Origin of the sequence: Pseudaquabacterium inlustre (assembly GCF_038066595.1) — a bacterium.
Taxonomy (GTDB): Bacteria; Pseudomonadota; Gammaproteobacteria; order Burkholderiales; family Burkholderiaceae_C; genus Pseudaquabacterium; species Pseudaquabacterium inlustre.
The window spans coordinates 546,705-565,118 of the sequence record NZ_JBBUTH010000009.1 but is presented as its reverse complement, the minus strand read 5'-3'; the positions used below and the strand labels follow the sequence as shown (position 1 = coordinate 565,118).

12 protein-coding genes are annotated in these 18,414 nt (G+C 72.3%); all 12 read right to left on the bottom strand.

Annotated elements, in window-relative coordinates; all coding sequences use genetic code 11:
* Window positions 1–3: 3 nt before the first annotated feature.
* The gene (locus AACH10_RS19905) at window positions 4–6,450 is read right to left on the bottom strand and encodes a beta strand repeat-containing protein (protein WP_341412230.1); all 6,447 of its coding nucleotides are present in this window, start codon (window positions 6,448–6,450) and stop codon (window positions 4–6) included.
* A gap of 304 nt (window positions 6,451–6,754) precedes the next feature.
* A complete protein-coding gene (locus AACH10_RS19900; protein WP_341412229.1) occupies window positions 6,755–7,978 on the bottom strand; it encodes a ProQ/FINO family protein in 1,224 nt (407 codons plus the stop codon).
* A gap of 131 nt (window positions 7,979–8,109) precedes the next feature.
* The gene (paaZ, locus tag AACH10_RS19895) at window positions 8,110–10,176 is read right to left on the bottom strand and encodes a phenylacetic acid degradation bifunctional protein PaaZ (RefSeq protein WP_341412228.1); all 2,067 of its coding nucleotides are present in this window, start codon (window positions 10,174–10,176) and stop codon (window positions 8,110–8,112) included.
* 27 nt (window positions 10,177–10,203) lie between these two features.
* Complete coding sequence (locus AACH10_RS19890; RefSeq protein ID WP_341412227.1) at window positions 10,204–11,349, bottom strand: ABC transporter substrate-binding protein; 1,146 nt, start codon at window positions 11,347–11,349, stop codon at window positions 10,204–10,206.
* A 24-nt stretch (window positions 11,350–11,373) separates the two neighbouring features.
* Window positions 11,374–12,585, bottom strand: a complete 1,212-nt coding sequence (pcaF, locus tag AACH10_RS19885) for a 3-oxoadipyl-CoA thiolase (RefSeq protein WP_341412226.1) — start codon at window positions 12,583–12,585, stop codon at window positions 11,374–11,376.
* 69 nt (window positions 12,586–12,654) lie between these two features.
* Window positions 12,655–13,257, bottom strand: coding sequence for a TetR/AcrR family transcriptional regulator (locus AACH10_RS19880; protein WP_341412225.1), 603 nt, complete (start codon window positions 13,255–13,257; stop codon window positions 12,655–12,657).
* Window positions 13,258–13,262: 5 nt separating this feature from the next.
* Window positions 13,263–14,366 (bottom strand): 1,2-phenylacetyl-CoA epoxidase subunit PaaE, encoded by a 1,104-nt coding sequence (paaE, locus tag AACH10_RS19875; protein ID WP_341412224.1) that lies wholly within the window; start codon window positions 14,364–14,366, stop codon window positions 13,263–13,265.
* Window positions 14,363–14,878: a 1,2-phenylacetyl-CoA epoxidase subunit PaaD gene (paaD, locus tag AACH10_RS19870; RefSeq protein ID WP_341412332.1), complete on the bottom strand. Its 516-nt coding sequence runs from the start codon at window positions 14,876–14,878 to the stop codon at window positions 14,363–14,365. Before paaD ends, paaE begins: the two co-directional genes overlap by 4 nt.
* A 2-nt stretch (window positions 14,879–14,880) precedes the next feature.
* A complete protein-coding gene (paaC, locus tag AACH10_RS19865; RefSeq protein WP_341412223.1) occupies window positions 14,881–15,666 on the bottom strand; it encodes a 1,2-phenylacetyl-CoA epoxidase subunit PaaC in 786 nt (261 codons plus the stop codon).
* 9 nt (window positions 15,667–15,675) lie between these two features.
* The gene (gene paaB / locus AACH10_RS19860; protein WP_341412331.1) at window positions 15,676–15,999 is read right to left on the bottom strand and encodes a 1,2-phenylacetyl-CoA epoxidase subunit PaaB; all 324 of its coding nucleotides are present in this window, start codon (window positions 15,997–15,999) and stop codon (window positions 15,676–15,678) included.
* 59 nt (window positions 16,000–16,058) lie between these two features.
* On the bottom strand, window positions 16,059–17,060 hold the full coding sequence (gene paaA / locus AACH10_RS19855; protein ID WP_341412222.1) for a 1,2-phenylacetyl-CoA epoxidase subunit PaaA: 1,002 nt from the start codon (window positions 17,058–17,060) through the stop codon (window positions 16,059–16,061).
* A 15-nt stretch (window positions 17,061–17,075) separates the two neighbouring features.
* Window positions 17,076–18,383, bottom strand: coding sequence for a phenylacetate--CoA ligase PaaK (gene paaK / locus AACH10_RS19850; protein WP_341412221.1), 1,308 nt, complete (start codon window positions 18,381–18,383; stop codon window positions 17,076–17,078).
* Between the last annotated feature and the right edge of the window lie 31 nt (window positions 18,384–18,414).

Here is an 18,414-nt window from a genome sequence, read left to right as displayed (position 1 = left end):
GCCTCAGATCAGCCAGCGCTGCTGCGCCGCGAGTTCCTCGTCGACGCTGGCCTGGCGAGAGGTCCAGGCCCAGGCGTCGGCGTCGCCGGCCTGGGGCGTGGTGGCCGATCCGGCCGACCCCGCCGCGGTGGTCGCCTGCGCCGTGGCCGTGCCCTGGGTCTCTCCGCCGGACCAGCCGGGCAGCAGGTCGGCCGGTGCGGCCAGCAGGTCGCCGAGCGCCGGCGCAGCCGCGGCACCGGTGTTGCCGTTGCCGCTCTTGCTGAACCACACGTCGGCCATTTCGTGGCTGGCGCCGTCGGTGGTGGTGTAGCTCGACACCAGGCCCAGCCAGTTGCCCTGGTCGGTGCGGGTCGAGGCGCTGGCATCCAGGCTCAGCGACGCGATGCCCAGGTCCACCAGCCCGCGCAGCTCGCCCAGGTCGGTCTGGCCGTCGCCGTCGCCGTCCACCCACACCTTCAGCTCGGCGTAGCGCGTGTCGCTGGCGTCGATGCGGCCGTCGTGGTTGCCATCCAGCTCGGCCAGCGCCTGGTAGCCGGTGACGGCGCGGGCGCCGCTGGCCAGGCGCGTGCCGCCGCCGAACAGCTCGCTGCCGTCGTTGATCAGGCCGTCGCCGTTGACGTCCAGCGCCAGCAGGCCGGCGCCGCTGCCGGTCCAGCCATGCTGGGCCGTGCTGCCGGTGGCGTTGATGTCGAAGCTGTTGCCGCTGGGCGCGGCCACGGTCTGGATGCCCAGGCCCGAGAGGTCCAGCACGATGGGCGTGGCCAGGTCCAGCGCGTCGAGCTGGGCATCGGTCAGGGCGGCCAGGTCGTCGGTGCCCAGCGCCGCCACCTGGGCGGTGGTGAAAGCCGCCAGGTCGGCGGTGGACAGCGCGCTGACCTGCACCGGCGACAGCGCGGCCACCTGGTCGACCGTGAGGCCGCGGATCTGCGCCGTGGTGAAGGCGCCGATGGCCGCGGCGTCGATGGCGGCGATCTGCGTCGTGCTCAGCGTGGACAGCTGCGACGGCGTCAGCCCGGTGACCACCATGCCGTAGGCCGTCAGCGTGCCCAGGGCCTGCGTGCTCAGGCCCTGCAACTGGGTGCTGTCGAGCAGGCCGAAGGCATCGGGGCCCAGCGCCACCAGCTGCGTGGCCGACATCGCGCCCAGCTGGGCCGAGCTGAGCGCCAGCACCTCGCCAAAACTCAGCGCGCCCAGCGCGTCGGCCGACAGACCGGCCACGGCGGCCGTGCTCAGTGCCGCGAAGGCCTCGGGCTCCAGCGCGGCGATCTGGCCGGCCGTCATCTGCGCCACCTGCAGGCGGTTCAGTGCGCTGGCCTGCTGGGCGCTCAGCGCGTGCACGGCGTCCTGGTCGAGTGCGGCCATCTGCGCGGGCGTCAGGGCACCCACCTGGGCGATGGACAGGGCCAGCACGTCCTCGTGGCTGAAGCCGGCCACGGCGCTGGCGTCCAGGCCCCGGATGGCGGCCGTGCTCAGCGCGGCGATGGCGGCGGTGGACAGCGCATCGACCTGGGCCGCGCTCAAGCCCATGGCCTGGTAGTAGCTCAGTGCCGCGGCGTCGCCGGCCTCCAGCACGCTGATCGCCGTGGTGCCCAGCGCCGAGATCTGCAGCGGCGACAGCGCGGCCAGCTGCGCCGTGGCCAGCGCCGACACCGCCTCGTGGCCCAGCGCGGCCACGGCCTGCAGCGTCAGGCCGGCCAGCGCGGCGGTGCCCAGCTCGGCCACCTGGGTGGGCGACAGCGCGGCCACCTGCGCCGCGGTCAGGCCGGCGGCCTGGATGCGGGTCAGGCCCTGCAGCGTGGCCGCGTCCAGCCCGGCGATGGTGGTGGTGGACAGCGCCGCGATCTGCGTCGCCGTGAAGGCCGCCCGCTGCTCTGCGGCCAGGCCGTCGATCTGCTCGTCCACCAGGCTGGCCATCTGGTCGCGGCCCAGGCGGGCCAGTTGGCCGGTGGCGAATTCGGCCAGGTCGGCGGCCGACAGCGCATGCAGTGCCGTGGTGCTGAGCCCGCCCACCGCGGTGAGCGCCAGGCTGCGGCTCTGCGCGGCGCTGAGGGCGGCCACGTCGTCGGCCCCCAGGGCCGACAGCTGGGCCGAGCCCAGGGCCGCCAGCGCGGCCGTGCCCAGGGCCTGCACTTGCTGCACCGACAGGCCGGCGATCTGCGCCGTGGCCAGGCCGGCGGCGCCGCTGCTGGTCAGCGCGGCCAGCTGGGCGGTGCTCCAGCCGCTCAGCACGCTGGCCTGCACTGCGGCGATCTGCGTGCTGCCCAGCGCGGCCACGTGGCTGGCATCCAGCGCGGCCGACTGGGCGCTGCCCAGCGCCACCAGTGCGGCCGTCGACAGCGCGCCCACGTCGTCCGACCCCAGTGCCACCAGCTGCGTGGGGCCCAGCGCGGCCAGCTGGGCGCTGCCCAGCGCGCCGAACTGCGCGGTGGTCCAGGCGGCCAGCTGGGCCGTGGTCAGCTGCGACAGCATGCTGGCCGACAGCGCGGCCACGCCGTTGGTGCTGAGCGCGGCCCACTGCGCGGCGCCCAGTGCGGCCAGCTGGCTGCTGCCCAGCGCGGCCACCTGGCCGGCGGTGAAAGCCGCCAGGTCGGCGGTCTCCATCGCCGCCATCTGCAGGGTGCTCAGGCCGCGCAGCGCGCTGGTGCCCAGCGCGGCCACCTGCAGGCCGTCCAGCGCATTGAGCTGGGCCGTGTTCAGCCAGGCCAGCTGGCTGGACGACAGCGCCGCCAGCTGGGCCGTGCCCAGCGCGTCGATGGCCGGCAGCGACAGCGCCTGCCACTGCGCGCTGCCCAGGCCGGCCAGCGCCGTGGGGGCCAGCGCGGCCACCGCGTCGGTGACCAGCGCGGCCACCTGGCCGGTGCCCAGCGCGGCCACCTGCTGCGAGCCCAGCGCATGCAGCTGCGCGGTGCCCAGGCTGGCCAGCGTGGCGGTGGCCAGGCCGGCGATCTGGCTGGTGCTCAGCGCCGCCAGCTGGCTGGGCAGCAGCCAGCCCAGGTCTTCGGCCGACATGCCGTTGAGCTGGGCGGTGGTGAGCCCCGCCAGGCCGCGGGCGCTGATCGCCGCGAGGTTGCTCGAGCCCAGGCTGTGCAGGCTGTCCTGGCTCATCGCGGCCACCTGGGCCGAGGTGAGCGCCGCCACCTGGGCCGTGCCCAGCACGCCGGCCTCATGGGCCACGATGGCCATCATCTGCCGCGTGCCCAGGGCCGCCATCGCCGTGGGCGACAGGGCCATCAGCGTGGACGACTGCAGGTCGAGGATCTGGTCGGTGCTCAGCGCGTTCAGCTGCGCCGAGGTGAGGCCCGGCGCCTGGGCGCTGGTCAGCGCGGCCAGCGTGGTCTCGCTGAGCGAGGCCACCTGGCCGGTGCCCAGCGCGGCCAGCTGGGCACTGCCCAGGGCCTGCACCTGCGCCACGCTCAGCTGCGCCAGCTGGGCCGAGCCCAGGCCGCGCAGCGCGGTGCCCGACAGGGCCTGCAGCGTCTCGGCATCCAGGGCCGCCAGCGCGGTGGACGACAGCGCGCGCAGCTGCGCCGAGCCCAGCACCTGCAGCTGGGCCGAGCCCATCGCGTCCAGCGCGTCGCCGCTCAGCGCAGCCACCTGGGCGGTGGTCAGGGCGCGCAGCGCCGCGGTGCTCAACGCGGCCAGCGACTCCACGCTCAGGCCGGTGAGCTGGGCCGGCGACAGCGCGGTGATCTGGCTGGACGTCAGGGCCTGCACCTGGGTGGTGGTCAGGCTGTCCAGAAGCGCATCGGGCAGACGTGCCAGCTGGGAGGAGGCCAGGGCCGCCACCTGGTTGGGGGTGAGGGCCTGCCACTGCTCGGCCGTCAGCGCCGCCAGCTGGCCGGTGGTCAGCGCGCGTACCGTGGCCGTGGCCAGTGCAGACAGGGCCTCGGGCGTGATCGCTGCCAGCTGCGTGCTGCTCAGTGCGGCCAGCTGGCTGCTGCCCAGCGCGCTGACCTGCTGGGTGCTGAGTGCGGCCAGCGCGTCGGTGGACAGGCCGGCCAGCTGCGTGCCCGACAGCGCGGCGATCTGCCGCGTGCCGAGCGCCGCCAGGTCGTCCTGGCTCAGCGCGGCCAGCTGCGCGCTGCTGAGCGCGTGCATCGCCGCCGTGCCCAGCGCGGCCACGGCGTCGGGGGTCAGGGCGGCGATCTGCGCGGTGCCCAGCGCGGCGATCTGCGTGGCGCCCAGCGCGGCCAGCTGCGCGCTGCCGAAGGCGGCCAGTGCTTCGCTGTCCAGCGACGTCACCTGCGCGGTGGTCAGCGCCGCCACCTGGGCGGTGCTCAGCGGGCTGCCGTCGTGCAGGATCAGCGCATTGAGCTGGCTGGGGCTGAGTGCGCGCACCGCGGCGGTGGACACCGCGGCCAGGCTGCTGTCGCGCATGGCGCCCAGCTGCTCGACGCTGAGCGCGGCCACCTGGGCACTGGTCAGCGCGGCGGCCTGGCGCGAGCCGAGGGCGGCGAAGTCGTCATCGCTGAAGGCCGCCAGCTGGGCCGTGGCCAGGGCCTTGATGGCCGCGGTGCTGAGCGCCGCGATGGCCTGGGTGGGCAGGGCGGCCAGCTGGGCGGTGCCGAGTGCCGACACCTGGGCGCTGCCCAGTGCGGCGGCCTGGGCCGCGCTCAGCGCCGACAGCGTGTCGGTGCCCAGCACGCTGAGCTGGCTGGGGCTCAGCGCCGAGACCTGGCGCGTGCCCATGGCGGCCAGGTCCTCGGCGTCGATGGCCGCCAGCTGGCCGGTGGACAGGGCGCGCACCGCGGCGGTGGCCATCACCGCGAACGGCAAGGTCTCCAGTGCGGCGATCTGCGCCGAGGTCAGCGCCCCGATCTGCGCGCTGCCCAGCGCGGCCCACTGCACCGAACTCAGGCGGTGCAGCACCTCGTCGGACAGGCCCGTCACCTGGCGCGTGGACAGCGCATTGAGCTGCACGCTGGTGAGGGCGGCCAGCGCGCCGACCGAGCCTTCGGCCAGGCCGTTCAGCGCCTCGGCCGACAGCGCGCGCATCGCGGTGGTGGACAGCGCCGCCACGGCGGCCGAGCTCAGCGCGCCCACCTGCTCGGGCGACAGCGCGGCGATCTGGGTGCTGGTGAGCGCCGCCACCTCGCGCGGCGTGAGCGCCGCGAAGTCCTCGGCGCTGAAGCTGGCCAGCTGGGCCGTGCCCAGCGCCCGCAGCGCGGCCGTGCCCAGCGCGGCCACGGCGCCGGGCTGCAGGGCCTCAGCCTGGTCGACGCTCAGCACCGCCAGCTGCGTCGAGGTGAGCGCCGCCGCCTGCGTGGCGGTCAGCGCGGCCAGCGTCTCCTGGCTCAGCGCGGCCACCTGGGCGGTGGTGAGCGCGGCCACCTGGCGGGCGGTCAGGCGCGACAGCGTGTCGGTGTCCAGCGCGGCCACCTCGGCGGTGGCCAGGCCGGCGATGGCGGCCGTGCTCAGCGCCGGCAGCGACTGGTCCAGCACGGCCTGCACCTGCGTGCCGTCCAGCGCCGCCACCTGGGCGCTGGTGAGGGCGGCCACCTGCGTGGTGGTCAGCGCGTCCAGCGCGGTGGCCGACAGCGCCGCCACCTGGGTGGTGCTGAGCTGCGACACCTGGCGCGCGGTGAGCGGGGTGCTGCCGTCGGCGGCCAGGGCCTCCAGGGCGTCGGTGTCGAGCGCGCGCACGGCGGTGGAACTGAGGCCCGCCACCGTGGCATTGCCCAGCGCCACCAGCTGCGTGGTGGTGAGCGCGCTGACCTGCACCGCATCCAGCACCGAGGCCTGGCGGCTGGTGAGGCCGGGCACGCTGTCGGTGGACAGTGCGGCCACCTGTTCGCTCTGCAGCGCGCGCACCGCGGTGGTGGTGAGTGCGGCCACCTGCACCGAGCTGAGCGCGGCCACCTGCTCGGTCTGCAGGGCCTGCACCTGCTGGCTGCCCAGTGCGGCCACCTGGTTGCTGGCCAGCACGCCGATCTGGGCGGTGGACAGCGCGGCCACCGCCGACGTGGCCAGCGCGCCGACGGCGGCGGCACCCAGCGATTGCACCTGGCTGGTTTCCAGGCTGGCCACCTGGGTGGCGCTGAGGCCGGCCGACTGCTTGGCCGTCCAGGCGCCGATCTGGCTGGTCTGCAAGGCGTCCAGCTGGGTCACGTCCAGCGCCGCCACCTGGGCGCTGGTCATGGCGGCCAGCTGCCGCGTGGCCAGGCTGGCCACCTGCTGCGTGGCCAGGCCGGCGATCTGGGCCGTGCCCAGGCTGGCGAAGGTGGTGGGCGTCAGCGCGGCCAGCGCCGTGGCGTCGATGGCCCCGATGCGGTCGGCGCCGATGGCCGCCACCTGACGCGCGGTCAGCGCGGCCAGCTGCGAGGCCGACAGCACGGCCAGCTGCTCGGCATTCAGTGCGGCGATGGACGCGGTGTCCAGGCCCTGCAGCTGGGTGGCGGTGAGCGCGGCCACCTGGGTGGTGGTCAGCGCGGTGACATCGAGGGAGCTCATGACGGACGTGTCTTCGGTCGGCAGGCTTTGCCGGAGACGTCAGTCTAGAAATTGCGCCGCGATGCGAAGTCGGCAACTGGCCTCGAAACTGAAGCCAGTTCACACGGGGATTACATGGCAGACACAGTGCAATTCAGTGCCATGCCGGCGCCCGCACCGGCCGCGCCGGGCGATGCCGGGAACTGGCGGCGCAAGGGCCCGCAATTCGGGCCATCGGGCTGCGCTGCAGGTGGCAGGCCGGCGCCGCTGGAGCGCCAGGTGCGCGCCGGATGCCTGCGGGCACCCGGCGTGGCCTGCGGCGCCCTCAGCGCGCCGGGCGGCCCGAGCGCTCGGCGCGCTCGCTGCGGGCCTGGGCCAGCTGGGCCTCCAGATCGGCCGGGCTCAGGCGCTTGAGCACGCAGAAATTGGCCGGCGACAGCGGGCTGGTCTCGAAGTCGCGCAGCAGCGAGGCGCGCTGGCGGCGCGCCTCGAAGGCGGCGCGCTCGGCCGGATCGGCCGGCAGCGGCAGGCTGTCGATCGGGTCGGCCTCGGGGCCGCGCGGGCGGTCATGGCGCGGCGCGCGCTCGTGGCGGGCGGCGGCGTCGGGCCGCTGGGGCCGCTGATCGGGGCGGTTGGGGCCGTTGGGGCCGTTGGGGCGGTCGGCACGGGCCGGACGGTCGCCACGCGGGGCGGCGCGGTCGCCGCGTTCGCCGCGCTCGGGACGGGCCGGGCGGTCGCCGCGGGGCGGCCGGTCCTGGCGCTCGCCACGCTCGGTGCGCGGGCCGCGGGCGGCGCCGTCGGCGCGCGGGGGACGCTCACCACGCGGTGGGCGGGCGGTGCCGTCGGCGGCCGCAGCCGGCGCGCCGGCCGGTGCCGCGGCGCCGGGCTGCGGGCGCGGACCGCGCGGCGGGCGGCGGGGCTCGCCACGTTCGCCACCGCGTTCGCCGGCCGGCGCCTGGCCAGCGCGTTCGCCGGCACGGTTCTGGCGCATCTGCTGGTCACGCTCGCGGCGCAGTGCACGACGACGGGCCACCTCCTCGGTGGCCAGGGTGCGGTGCTCCTCGCTCAGTTCACCGGCCGGCTGGCCGTCGAGGTCGAAGCGCTCGGTGCCCTGCGACAGCGCGATCAGGTAGTTGGTGCTGCCGGTGTAGCGGTGGAAGAACACGCCCAGCGCCCGCTTGGTGAACACGCCGGGCGCACGCGCCTGGATGTCGGCCTGGATGCGCAGCTTCATCGGCTTGGGCGTGTTGCCGAACAGCGCCGGGAAATGCTGCTTCAGCGCGGCGGCCACGGCTTCGAGGTCCACGTCCTGGCGCTTCGGGGCCGTCTGGCCCTCGGGGGCGGCGGCTGCTGCTGCGGCGGCTTCGTCTCCGACGTCGGCGCCGGTCTCAGCCTCGGCCGGGGCTTCAGCGGCCGCGTCGACGGCGGCTGGCGCGGCCTCGGGCGTGATCGCCACCGGGGCCGGGGGCGTGGTTTCCGCAGGGGCCGCCACGGGTGCGGGGGCGGCGCTCGCCTGGTCGGAGCCGGGCGTCAGGGGCAGATCGGACATGTCGGGGGCCGCTTCGGTCGGCGGCGCGCTGGAAAAAGATCAGCGCGCATTGTCGGTGCTTTCCGGCCCGCTGCGCACGGCGGCCTCGCCCGTGGATCACCCGAGGCCCCGCGCGAGGCCCGACCGGCCGCTCAGGCGGTGCCCGCCGCCACCGGCCACTTGGCCACCAGGGTCAGGATGTCGTAGCTGGCCACCAACTCGCCGAGCTGGTTGGTCACTTCCACGTCCCAGGCCACCACGCCCTGGCCCTGGCCCTTGGCGTCGACCTTCAGCCGGTCGATCTTGCGCTTGGCGGTCAGGCGCGCCTGGATGGTGTCGCCAATGCCCACCGGCTTGACGAAGCGCAGCGTGTCCAGCCCGTAGTTGGCCAGCACCGGCCCCGGCGCCGGGCTGACGAACAGGCCCGCGGCCGCCGACAGCACGAAATAGCCGTGCGCGATGCGCTTGCCGAACGGGCTGTCCTTGGCCGCGATCTCGTCGAAGTGCATGTAGAAGTAGTCGCCCGACAGGCCGCCGAAGGCCACGATGTCGGCCTCGCTGACCGTGCGGCGGTGCGTGAGCAGGCTCTCGCCGATCTGCAGATCCTCGAAATGGCGGCGGAACGGGTGCACCTCGGTCTCGAGGCGTGCCGCGCCGCGCACGTATTCGCCGGTGACGGCGGTGAGCATCGTCGGCGAGCCCTGCACCGCCGCACGCTGCAGGTAGTGCTTGACGGCGCGCAGACCGCCCAGCTCTTCACCGCCGCCGGCGCGGCCCGGGCCGCCGTGCTTCAAGCCCGGCAGCGGCGAGCCGTGGCCGGTGGATTCGGGTGCGGCCTCGGGGTCGAGCACCAGCACGCGGCCGTGGAAGGCCGCCAGCTGCGGCACCACCTGGGCCGCCACCGCCGGGCTGCGCGTGACCAGCGAGCCGACCAGGCTGCCGCGGCCGCACGCGGCAATGGCCACGGCCTGGTCCAGGTCGTCATACGGCAACAGCGTGGACACCGGGCCGAAGGCCTCGACATCGTGCACCACGTCGGTGGCCAGCGGGTGGTGGCAGGCCAGCAGCACCGGGGCGTAGAACGCGCCCTCGGCCGTGCCGTCGCCCACCGGCTTCAGCGTCGGGTTGCCGTCGTAGACGACTTCGGCGCCCTGGCGCAGCAGCGCCACGCGCTCGGCCACGTCGGCGGCTTGCGCATGCGAGGCCAGCGCCCCCATCTTCACGCCCTCGGCCGCCGGATCGCCGATCACCACCTTGGCCAGGCGCGCCGAGACGGCCTGGGCCACGGCATCCAGCCGCTCACGCGGCACGATGGCGCGGCGGATGGCGGTGCACTTCTGGCCGGCCTTGACCGTCATCTCGCGCACCAGCTCCTTGACGTAGAGGTCGAAGGCCTCGTCGCCGGGCGCCACATCGGGGCCGAGGATCGAACAGTTCAGGCTGTCGGCCTCGGCGTTGAACGGGATGCTGTGGCGCACCAGGTTCGGGTGCACACGCAGCTTGGCGGCCGTGTCGGCGCTGCCGGTGAAGGTGACCACGTCCTGGCCATCCAGCCGGTCGAGCAGATCACCGGTGCCGCCGATGACCAGCTGCAGCGCGCCTTCGGGCAGCAGGCCGCTGTCCAGCATCACGCGCACCACCGCCTCGGTGAGATAGCTGGTGGCGCTGGCCGGCTTGGCGATCACCGGCATGCCAGCGAGGAAGCTGGGCGCGAACTTCTCCAGCAGGCCCCAGACCGGGAAGTTGAAGGCATTGATGTGCACCGCCACGCCCCGGCGCGGCACCAGGATGTGGCTGCCGGCAAAGCGCCCGGTCTTGCCGAGCGACTGCGCCGGGCCTTCGTGCACCACGTTGCCCGAGGGCAGCTCGTTGCCGCCCACGCTGGCATAGGCGAACAGCGTGCCCGAGCCGCCCTCGATGTCCACCCAGCCGTCGGCGCGCGTGGCGCCGGTGTGGGCCGAGATGGCGTACAGCGCCTCCTTCTTCTCCAGCACCAGCTTGGCCAGGCTTTTCAGGATCTGCGCGCGCTGCTGGAAGTCGAGCTTCAGCAGCGCCGGGCCGCCCACCGTGCGGGCGTGCTGCACGGCGGCGCCGAAGTCGAGGCTTTCCGCATGCGTGGCATACACCGGCTGGCCGGTGACGGCACTGCGCAGCGTCTGCGCCGGCTGCTGGCCGATCCATTGGCCGGCGATGAAGCTCTGGAGAACGGAAGTGGACATCGTGGGGTGCTCAGCGTGGGGCGGGGATCAGGGGACGAACTTCCATTGGCCGTTCTCGATGCGCACCATCACGCGGGCGCGCTGGTCCAGGCCCAGGTGGTCGTTGGGCGACATGTTGAAGATGCCGTGCGCGCCGGCCACTTCCTTGGTCTGCTCCAGCGCGTCGCGCAGCGCGGCGCGGAACTCGAGCGTGCCCGGCTTGGCCTTCTTCAGCGCCACCGGCACGGCGGCCTGCATCAGGATGCCGGTGTCCCAGGCGTGGGCGCCGAAGGTGCTGACCGAGCCCTTGCCATGCGCGGCCTCGTAGGCGGCCACATAGGCCATGGCGCTCTTCTTCACCGGGTGGTTGGCCGGCAGCTGATCGGCCACCAGCACGCCGCCCGAGGGCAGGATGGTGCCGTCCACGTCCTTGCCGCCCACGCGCAGGAAGTCGGCGTTGGCCACGCCGTGGGTCTGGTAGATCTTGCCGGTGTAGCCACGCTCCTTCAGCGTCTTCTGCGGCAGCGCAGCGGGCGTGCCCGAGCCAGCGATCAGGATGGCGTCAGGCTTGGCCGTCATCAGCTTGAGCACCTGGCCGGTGACGGACGTGTCGTTGCGGGCATAGCGCTCGCTGGCCACCACGTTCAGGCGCTTCAGGCCGGCGGCCTTGCCGAACTCCTGGAACCAGCCTTCACCATAGGCGTCGGCAAAGCCGATGAAGCCCACGGTCTTGACGCCCGCGTTGGCCATGTGCTCGGCAATGGCCAGTGACATCATGATGTCGTTCTGCGGCGTCTTGAACACCCACTTGCGCTTGTCGTCCATGGGCTCGACGATGCGCGCCGAGGCGGCCATCGAGATCATCGGCGTCTTGCCCTCGGCCACGGCGTCGATCATCGCCAGCGAATTGGGCGTGGTGGTCGAGCCCAGGATGATGTCGACCTTGTGCTCGGTGATCAGCTTGCGCGTGTTGGCCACCGCGGCGGTGGTGTCGCTGGCATCGTCCAGCACGATGTAGTTGACCTTCTCGCCGGCAATGGTCTTGGGCATCAGCGCGACGGTGTTCTTCTCGGGGATGCCCAGGCTGGCCGCCGGGCCGGTGGCCGAGACCGTGACGCCCACGGTGATGTCGGCCAGCGCGCTGCCGGCGACCAGGGCCGCGGCTGCGGCGGCGATCAGATGCTTGATGTTCATGTCTTGTCTCCGTTCAGGTGGGGATCAAACGCGTTCAATGGCCATGGCGATGCCTTGGCCGACGCCAATGCACATCGTCGCAATCGCCCGCTTGCCGCCGGTGCGCTCGAGCTGGCGCAGCGCGGTGAGGGCCAGGCGCGCGCCCGAGGCGCCCAGCGGGTGGCCGATGGCGATGGCGCCGCCGTTGGGGTTGACGCGGGCATCGTCGTCGGCCAGGCCCAGCTGGCGGGTGACGGCCAGGCCCTGGGCGGCGAAGGCCTCGTTCAGCTCGATCACGTCCACGCTGTCCAGCGACCAGCCCACGCGGGCCAGCAGCTTTTGCGTGGCCGGGGCCGGGCCGATGCCCATGATGCGCGGCGGCACGCCGGCCACGGCGCAGCCGACGACGCGGCCGCGCGGCTTCAGGCCGTACTTCTCGACCGCGGCATCACCGGCCAGCAGCAGCGCCACCGAGCCGTCGTTGACGCCGGAGGCGTTGCCGGCGGTCACGCTGCCATCGGGCTTGACCACGCCCTTGAGCTTGCCCAGTGCCTCCAGCGTGGTGGCACGCGGGTGCTCGTCGGTGGTGAACATCACCGGGTCGCCCTTCTTGGTGGGCAGGGCCACCGGCACCGTCTCGCCGCTGAAGAAGCCGGCCTCGTGCGCGGCCTGCCAGCGCGTTTGCGAGCGCAGTGCGAAGGCGTCCTGATCCGCACGGGCGATGCCGAACTCCTGCGCCACGTTCTCGGCGGTCTCGGGCATCGAGTCGATGCCGTATTTCGCCTTCATCGCCGGGTTCACGAAGCGCCAGCCGATCGTGGTGTCCTCGATCTTGGCCGTGCGCGAGAAGGCGCTGTCGGCCTTGCCCATCACGAACGGGGCGCGGGTCATGCTCTCCACACCGCCGGCGATCATCAGCTGGCCGTCGCCCGCAGCGATGGTGCGCGCGGCCATGGCCACGGCGTCCAGGCCCGAGCCGCACAGGCGGTTGAGCGTGGCACCGGGCACGTCGGTGGGCAGGCCGGCCAGCAGTGCCGCCATGCGGGCCACGTTGCGGTTGTCCTCGCCGGCCTGGTTGGCGCAGCCGTAGATCACGTCGTCCACGGCGGCCCAGTCAACGCCGGGGTTGCGCTCGATCAGCGCGCGGATCGGGATGGCGCCCAGGTCATCGGTGCGCACACCGGCCAGCGCGCCGCCGTAGCGGCCGATGGGGGTGCGGATGCCGTCGATGATCCAGGCGTTGGCGGAAAGGCTCATGGTGCGGGGTCTCGTGCAAGCTGAAGAGGGGAAGGGGCGCGGCCGTTTGTAGCAGGGTGGCGGGGGCGCTCAGATAGGCGGTTTCACGGCTGGCAATCCGCCGAGGAACAGATCGGCCACGATGGGCGCCATGGCCTCGTGGCTCAGGCCGCGGTCCGGGCGCATCCAGGTGAACATCCAGTTGATCATGCCGAACAGCAGCATGGTCAGCGGCTTGGGCATCTGCTCGCCGGCCAGGTCAGGGCGCACGGCCACCACGGCACGGGTCATGCCGGCCACCACCTCGCGCTCCAGGCCCAGCACGCGCTCGGCATCCTCGGGCTCCAGGAACTTCACGTCCTCGGTCAGCACGCGGTGGGCATGCTGGGCATCGGCGTACTCGGCCACGAAGCGCTGGATCAGCCGGCGCAGGCGCGGCTCAGGGCCCAAGCCTTCGGCCTCCACCTCGGCCACCAGCGCATGCAGGCGCTGCACATGGCCCTCGGCGATCTGCACCAGCAACGCGTACTTGTCGCGGTAGTAGTGGTAGAGCGTGGCCTTGCTCAGGCCGCAGGCCTCGGCCACCTGGTTCATCGAGGTGGCGGCATAGCCGCGGTTGGCAAACAGTTCGCCGGCCCGCGCGAGGATCATCTCGCGCTGGTCGTCGTAGCCGGCGGAGCGTCCGCGTCCCATCCGGGTCAGCTGCGCTCGTCGAAGGACAGGACCACGTGCTGCGTGATCGGATGCGCCTGGCAGCACAGCACGAAGCCGGCGGCCAGTTCGCTCTTGTCGAGCGCGAAGTTGCGCTCCAGCCGCACGTCGCCCTCCAGCACCTTGGCGCGGCAGGTGCCGCACACGCCCGAGGTGCACGAGAAGGGCATCTCCAGCCCGGCGGCCGAGGCGGCATCCAGGATGCTGGGCTGCTCGCGCCGGAAGTCGAACTCGCGGCGCAGGCCGTCGCGGATGACGACCACGCGCGACTGCTCGGCATCGCCCGGGCGCGCCTCGTGCACCACGGCACCCACGGCCTGGCCATCTGTACCGGTGGCGCCGGGCGCCACGCCGAAGCGCTCGATGTGCACGCGCTCTTCCGGCACGCCGGCCGCCAGGAGCGCGGCCTGGGCCTCGTCGTTCATCTGGAACGGGCCGCAGATGTAGGCATGGCTGATGCCGGCTGCCGGCACCACGCTGCGCAGGAACTCGCCCAGCTTGTCGCGGTTCATCAGGCCCATGTTCAGCGGCGCGTCGGTGGGCTCGTCGCTGAACACGTGGTGCAGGCTCAGCCGCGTCAGGTAGCGGTTCTTCAGGTCCTCGAGCTCTTCCTTGAACATCGTGGACTGCAGCGTGCGGTTGCCGTAGATCAGCGTGAAGCGGCTGTGCGGCTCGCGCGCCAGCACGGTCTTCATGATCGACAGGATGGGCGTGATGCCGCTGCCGCCGGCGATGCCCACATGGTGGCGGGCGCTGGCGGGCTCGATGGGCACGAAGAAGCGGCCCTGCGGCGCCATCACGGCCACGGTGGCGCCGGGCTGCAGCGACTCGTGGATCCAGTTGCTGAACTGCCCGCCCTTGACCTTGCGCACGCCCACGCGCAGCTCGCCGTCGTCCACGCCGGCGCAGATCGAGTATGAGCGGCGCAGGTCCTGGCCGTTGATGGTGGCGCGCAGCGTCAGGTACTGGCCTTGCGTGAAGCCGAACACCTCGCGCAGCGCATCCGGCACCGCAAAGGTGACGATCACGGCCTCGGCCGTGTCGGGCTCGATGCGGCGCACCGTCAGGTCATGAAACAGCGGAGTGCTCATATGGGTTTGAAGTGTTCAAAGGGTTCGCGGCAGGCGATGCAGCGGTACAGCGACTTGCAGGCCGTGCTGCCGAAGGCCGACAGGCGCTCGGTCTGCTGGCTGCCACAGCGCGGGCAGGCGATCGCCGGGGCCCGGGCCATGAAGCGGATGGGCTGCTCGCCCTCGGCCAGCGCCGGGCCGGGCGGGGCGATGCCGTAGGCGCGCAGCTTCTCGCGGCCGGCTTCGCTGATCCAGTCGGTGGTCCAGGCCGGGGCGCGGCGCAGCTCCACGCGCGCCGGGCCGAGGCCGGCCTCGGCCAGCGCATCGGTGATCGACTGGTTGATCACCTCGGTTGCCGGGCAGCCGCTGTAGGTGGGCGTGACGACGATGGTCAGATCGCCGTCATCGCCCAGCAGCACGTCGCGCACGATGCCCAGATCACGCACCGAGATGGCCGGCACCTCGGGGTCGGGCACTTGGTCGAGCACGCGCCAGGCAGCTTCGACCTTGCTGATCACCTCGGCGCCGCACATGCTCACCACACGCCGTTCGGATAGGCGCGCTGCAGGTACTGCATCTCGGCCAGGATGCGACCCATGTGCTCGGTGTGCACGCCGTTGCTGGCGGTGCTGACGAACTTGGTCGCAGCTGGCAGAGTCAGGCCGCATTCGCTGAACACGGCCGTCACCTCGGCCTCCCAGGCCTCGCGCAGCGCGGTGCGGGCGGGGCCCCAGCCGTTGGCGGATGCTGCCTGGTCAGCGGCATCGTCGGCGAACAGTTCGGGGATGTAGCGGGCCAGCTGGGCCAGCGCCGCCTGCACGCGCTGGCGCGATTCATCCGTGCCATCGGCCAGGCGCAGCACCCAGTCGGCCGCGTGCTGCTGGTGGTAGCGCGCTTCCTTCAGTGCCTTGCCGGCAATCGCCGCCAGTTCGGCATCGCTGCTGTCGCGCAGACGTTCCCACTGCAGCTTCAGCCAGGTGCCCAGGAACAGGTTGCGCAGCACGGTGAAGGCGAAGTCGCCGCGTGGCAGTTCCGCCATCGTCAGGTTGCGGTAGTCGCGCTCGTCACGCAGGAAGGCCAGCTGGTCTTCGTCGAACGCCGCGCCACCGCCCTGGGCATGCAGCTGGCCGGCGTGGGTGAGCAGGCCGCGCGTCTGGCCGATCAGGTCGAGCGAGATGTTGGTCAGCGCGATGTCTTCTTCGAGGATGGGCGCGTGGCCGCACCACTCCGACAGGCGCTGCGCCTGGATCAGCGCCGTGTCGGCGATGCGCAGCAGGTGCGTGAGCCGGGGGCTGTGTTGCAGTTGGATGGAGGCAGTCATGACCCGGCCTTACATGTGGTCGACTTCGGTCGGCAGCTTGTAGAAGGTCGGGTGGCGGTACACCTTGTCTTCCATCGGGTCGAAGTACATGTCCTTGTCACCGGGGTCGCTGGCGACGATCTGGCTGGACGGCACCACCCACACGCTGCAGCCTTCCTGGCGGCGGGTGTAGACGTCGCGGGCCATCTGCAGGGCCATCTTGGCGTCGGGTGCGTGCAGGCTGCCGCAGTGCTTGTGGTCCAGGCCGGCGCGGCTGCGCACGAACACCTCCCACAGGGGCCATTCCTGGCGCCCCTCGTCCGACGGGTACGTCGGCCGATCCCCCGAGGGGATCGCGGCCGGCTTGGGAGCGGCCCGGCGCTCGTCCGCGTCGCGTTGTTTGTCGTTGCCGCTCATGCTGCTTGCTCCTTGGTCGCTTGCTTGCGGGCGTGGGCCAGTGCGGCGTCGCGCACCCAGGCCCCGTCGTCCCAGGCCTTGATGCGCATGCCCAGACGCTCCTGATTGCAGGGGCCTTCGCCGCCCACCACGCGCCAGAATTCGTCCCAGTCGATGGCGCCGAAGTCGTGGTGGCCACGCTCTTCGTTCCACTTCAGGTCGGGGTCGGGCAGGGTCACGCCCAGCACCTGGGCCTGCTGCACGGTGGCGTCGATGAACTTCTGGCGCAGCTCGTCGTTGCTGATGCGCTTGATGCCCCAGCGCATGCTCTGCGCGCTGTGGACGCTCTCGCCATCGGGCGGGCCGAACATCATCAGGCAGGGCCACCACCAGCGGTTCACCGCGTCCTGCACCATGGCCTTCTGCTCGGGCGTGCCGCCTTGCATCATCACCAGCAGGCTGTCGTAGCCCTGGCGCTGGTGGAAGCTTTCCTCACGGCACACGCGGATCATGGCCCGCGCATAGGGCGCATAGCTGCAGCGGCACAGCGGCACCTGGTTCATGATGGCCGCGCCATCCACCAGCCAGCCGATCACGCCGATGTCGGCCCAGGTGAGGGTGGGGTAGTTGAAGATGCTGCTGTACTTGGCCTTGCCGCTGTGCAGCGCATCGAGCAACTGGTCGCGGCTGGTGCCCAGGGTCTCGGCGGCGGCATACAGGTACAGGCCGTGGCCGCCTTCGTCCTGGATCTTGGCCAGCAGGATGGCCTTGCGCTTGAGCGTGGGCGCGCGCGTGACCCAGTTGCCCTCGGGCAGCATGCCGACGATCTCGGAATGCGCATGCTGGCTGATCTGCCGCACCAGGGTCTTGCGGTAGTGGTCGGGCATCCAGTCCTTGGCCTCGATGAAGCCGCCTTCGTCGATGCGGGCCTCGAAGCGCGCCTCGAGCTGGGCTTCTTCAGCCGAGCGGACGGCCTTGCGCTCCTCGCGCGGGCTGGTGTCGAGTGATTGGGTGTACATGCGTGATCCCTTTGCTTACTTGGGGCGCTTATCGACGACCCGGCGGGCTTTGCCGACCAGGGTGCGCTCGACCGAATCGGGCTGGCCGACGTGCACGCGGGTGCTCACGCCGATCAGGCTCTTGATGTGGTGCTGCAGTTCGCGGGCGACGGCGTCGGGGTCGGTGTTGCGGTGCTCGGGCAGCAGTTCCACATGCACGGCCACCTCATCGAGGATGCCTTCGCGTGTGACCACCAGCTGGTACTGCCCGCCCAACTGGCCCTGCTTGAGCACCAGCTCCTCTACCTGGGTGGGGAACAGGTTCACGCCGCGGATGATCAGCATGTCGTCGCTGCGGCCCACGATCTTGCCCATGCGGCGCATGCCGCGCGAGGTGGGCGGCAGCAGCCGCGTCAGGTCGCGCGTGCGGTAGCGGATCACCGGCATCGCTTCCTTGCTCAAGGACGTGAACACCAGCTCGCCCTCGCTGCCGTCGGGCAGCACCTCGCCGGTGGCCGGGTCGATGATCTCGGGGTAGAAGTGGTCTTCCCAGATCACCGGGCCGTCCTTGCTTTCCACGCACTCGCTGGCCACGCCGGGGCCCATCACTTCGCTGAGGCCGTAGATGTCCACCGCGTCGATGGCGGCGCGCTGCTCGATGTCGGCGCGCATGGCCTCGGTCCAGGGCTCGGCGCCGAAGATGCCCACGGAGAGGCTCATCGCGCGCGGGTCCATGCCGTGCCGCTCGTAGTGCTCGATGATCACCTGCATGTAGCTGGGCGTGACCATGATGATGTCGGGCTTGAAGTCCTCGATCAGCTGCACCTGCTTCTCGGTCTGGCCGCCCGACATCGGGATCACCGTGCAACCCAGGCGCTCGGCGCCGTAGTGCGCGCCCAGTCCGCCGGTGAACAGGCCGTAGCCATAGGCCACGTGCACGATGTCGCCGGGCCGGCCGCCGGCCGCGCGGATCGAGCGCGCGGCCAGGTTGGCCCAGGTGTCGATGTCCTTTGCGGTGTAGCCCACCACCGTGGGCTTGCCGGTGGTGCCCGACGAGGCGTGCACTCGCGACACCTGCGTGCGCGGCACGGCGAACATGCCGAAGGGGTAGTTGGCGCGCAGATCACCCTTGGTGGTGAACGGAAACTTCGCCAGGTCGGCCAGCGTCTTGCAGTCCGACGGGTGAACACCCTTGGCATCGAAGGCGGCCTTGTAGTGCGGCACGTTGTCGTAGGCGTGCTGCAGGCTCCACTGCAGGCGCTGCAGTTGCAGCGCGGCCAGTTCGTCGCGGCTGGCGGTCTCGATCGGTTCCAGCGAACCGGGCTCGGGGCGCTTGACGGGCATGGGCGGGGTCTCCTGGCGGGGGCGGTTCGGG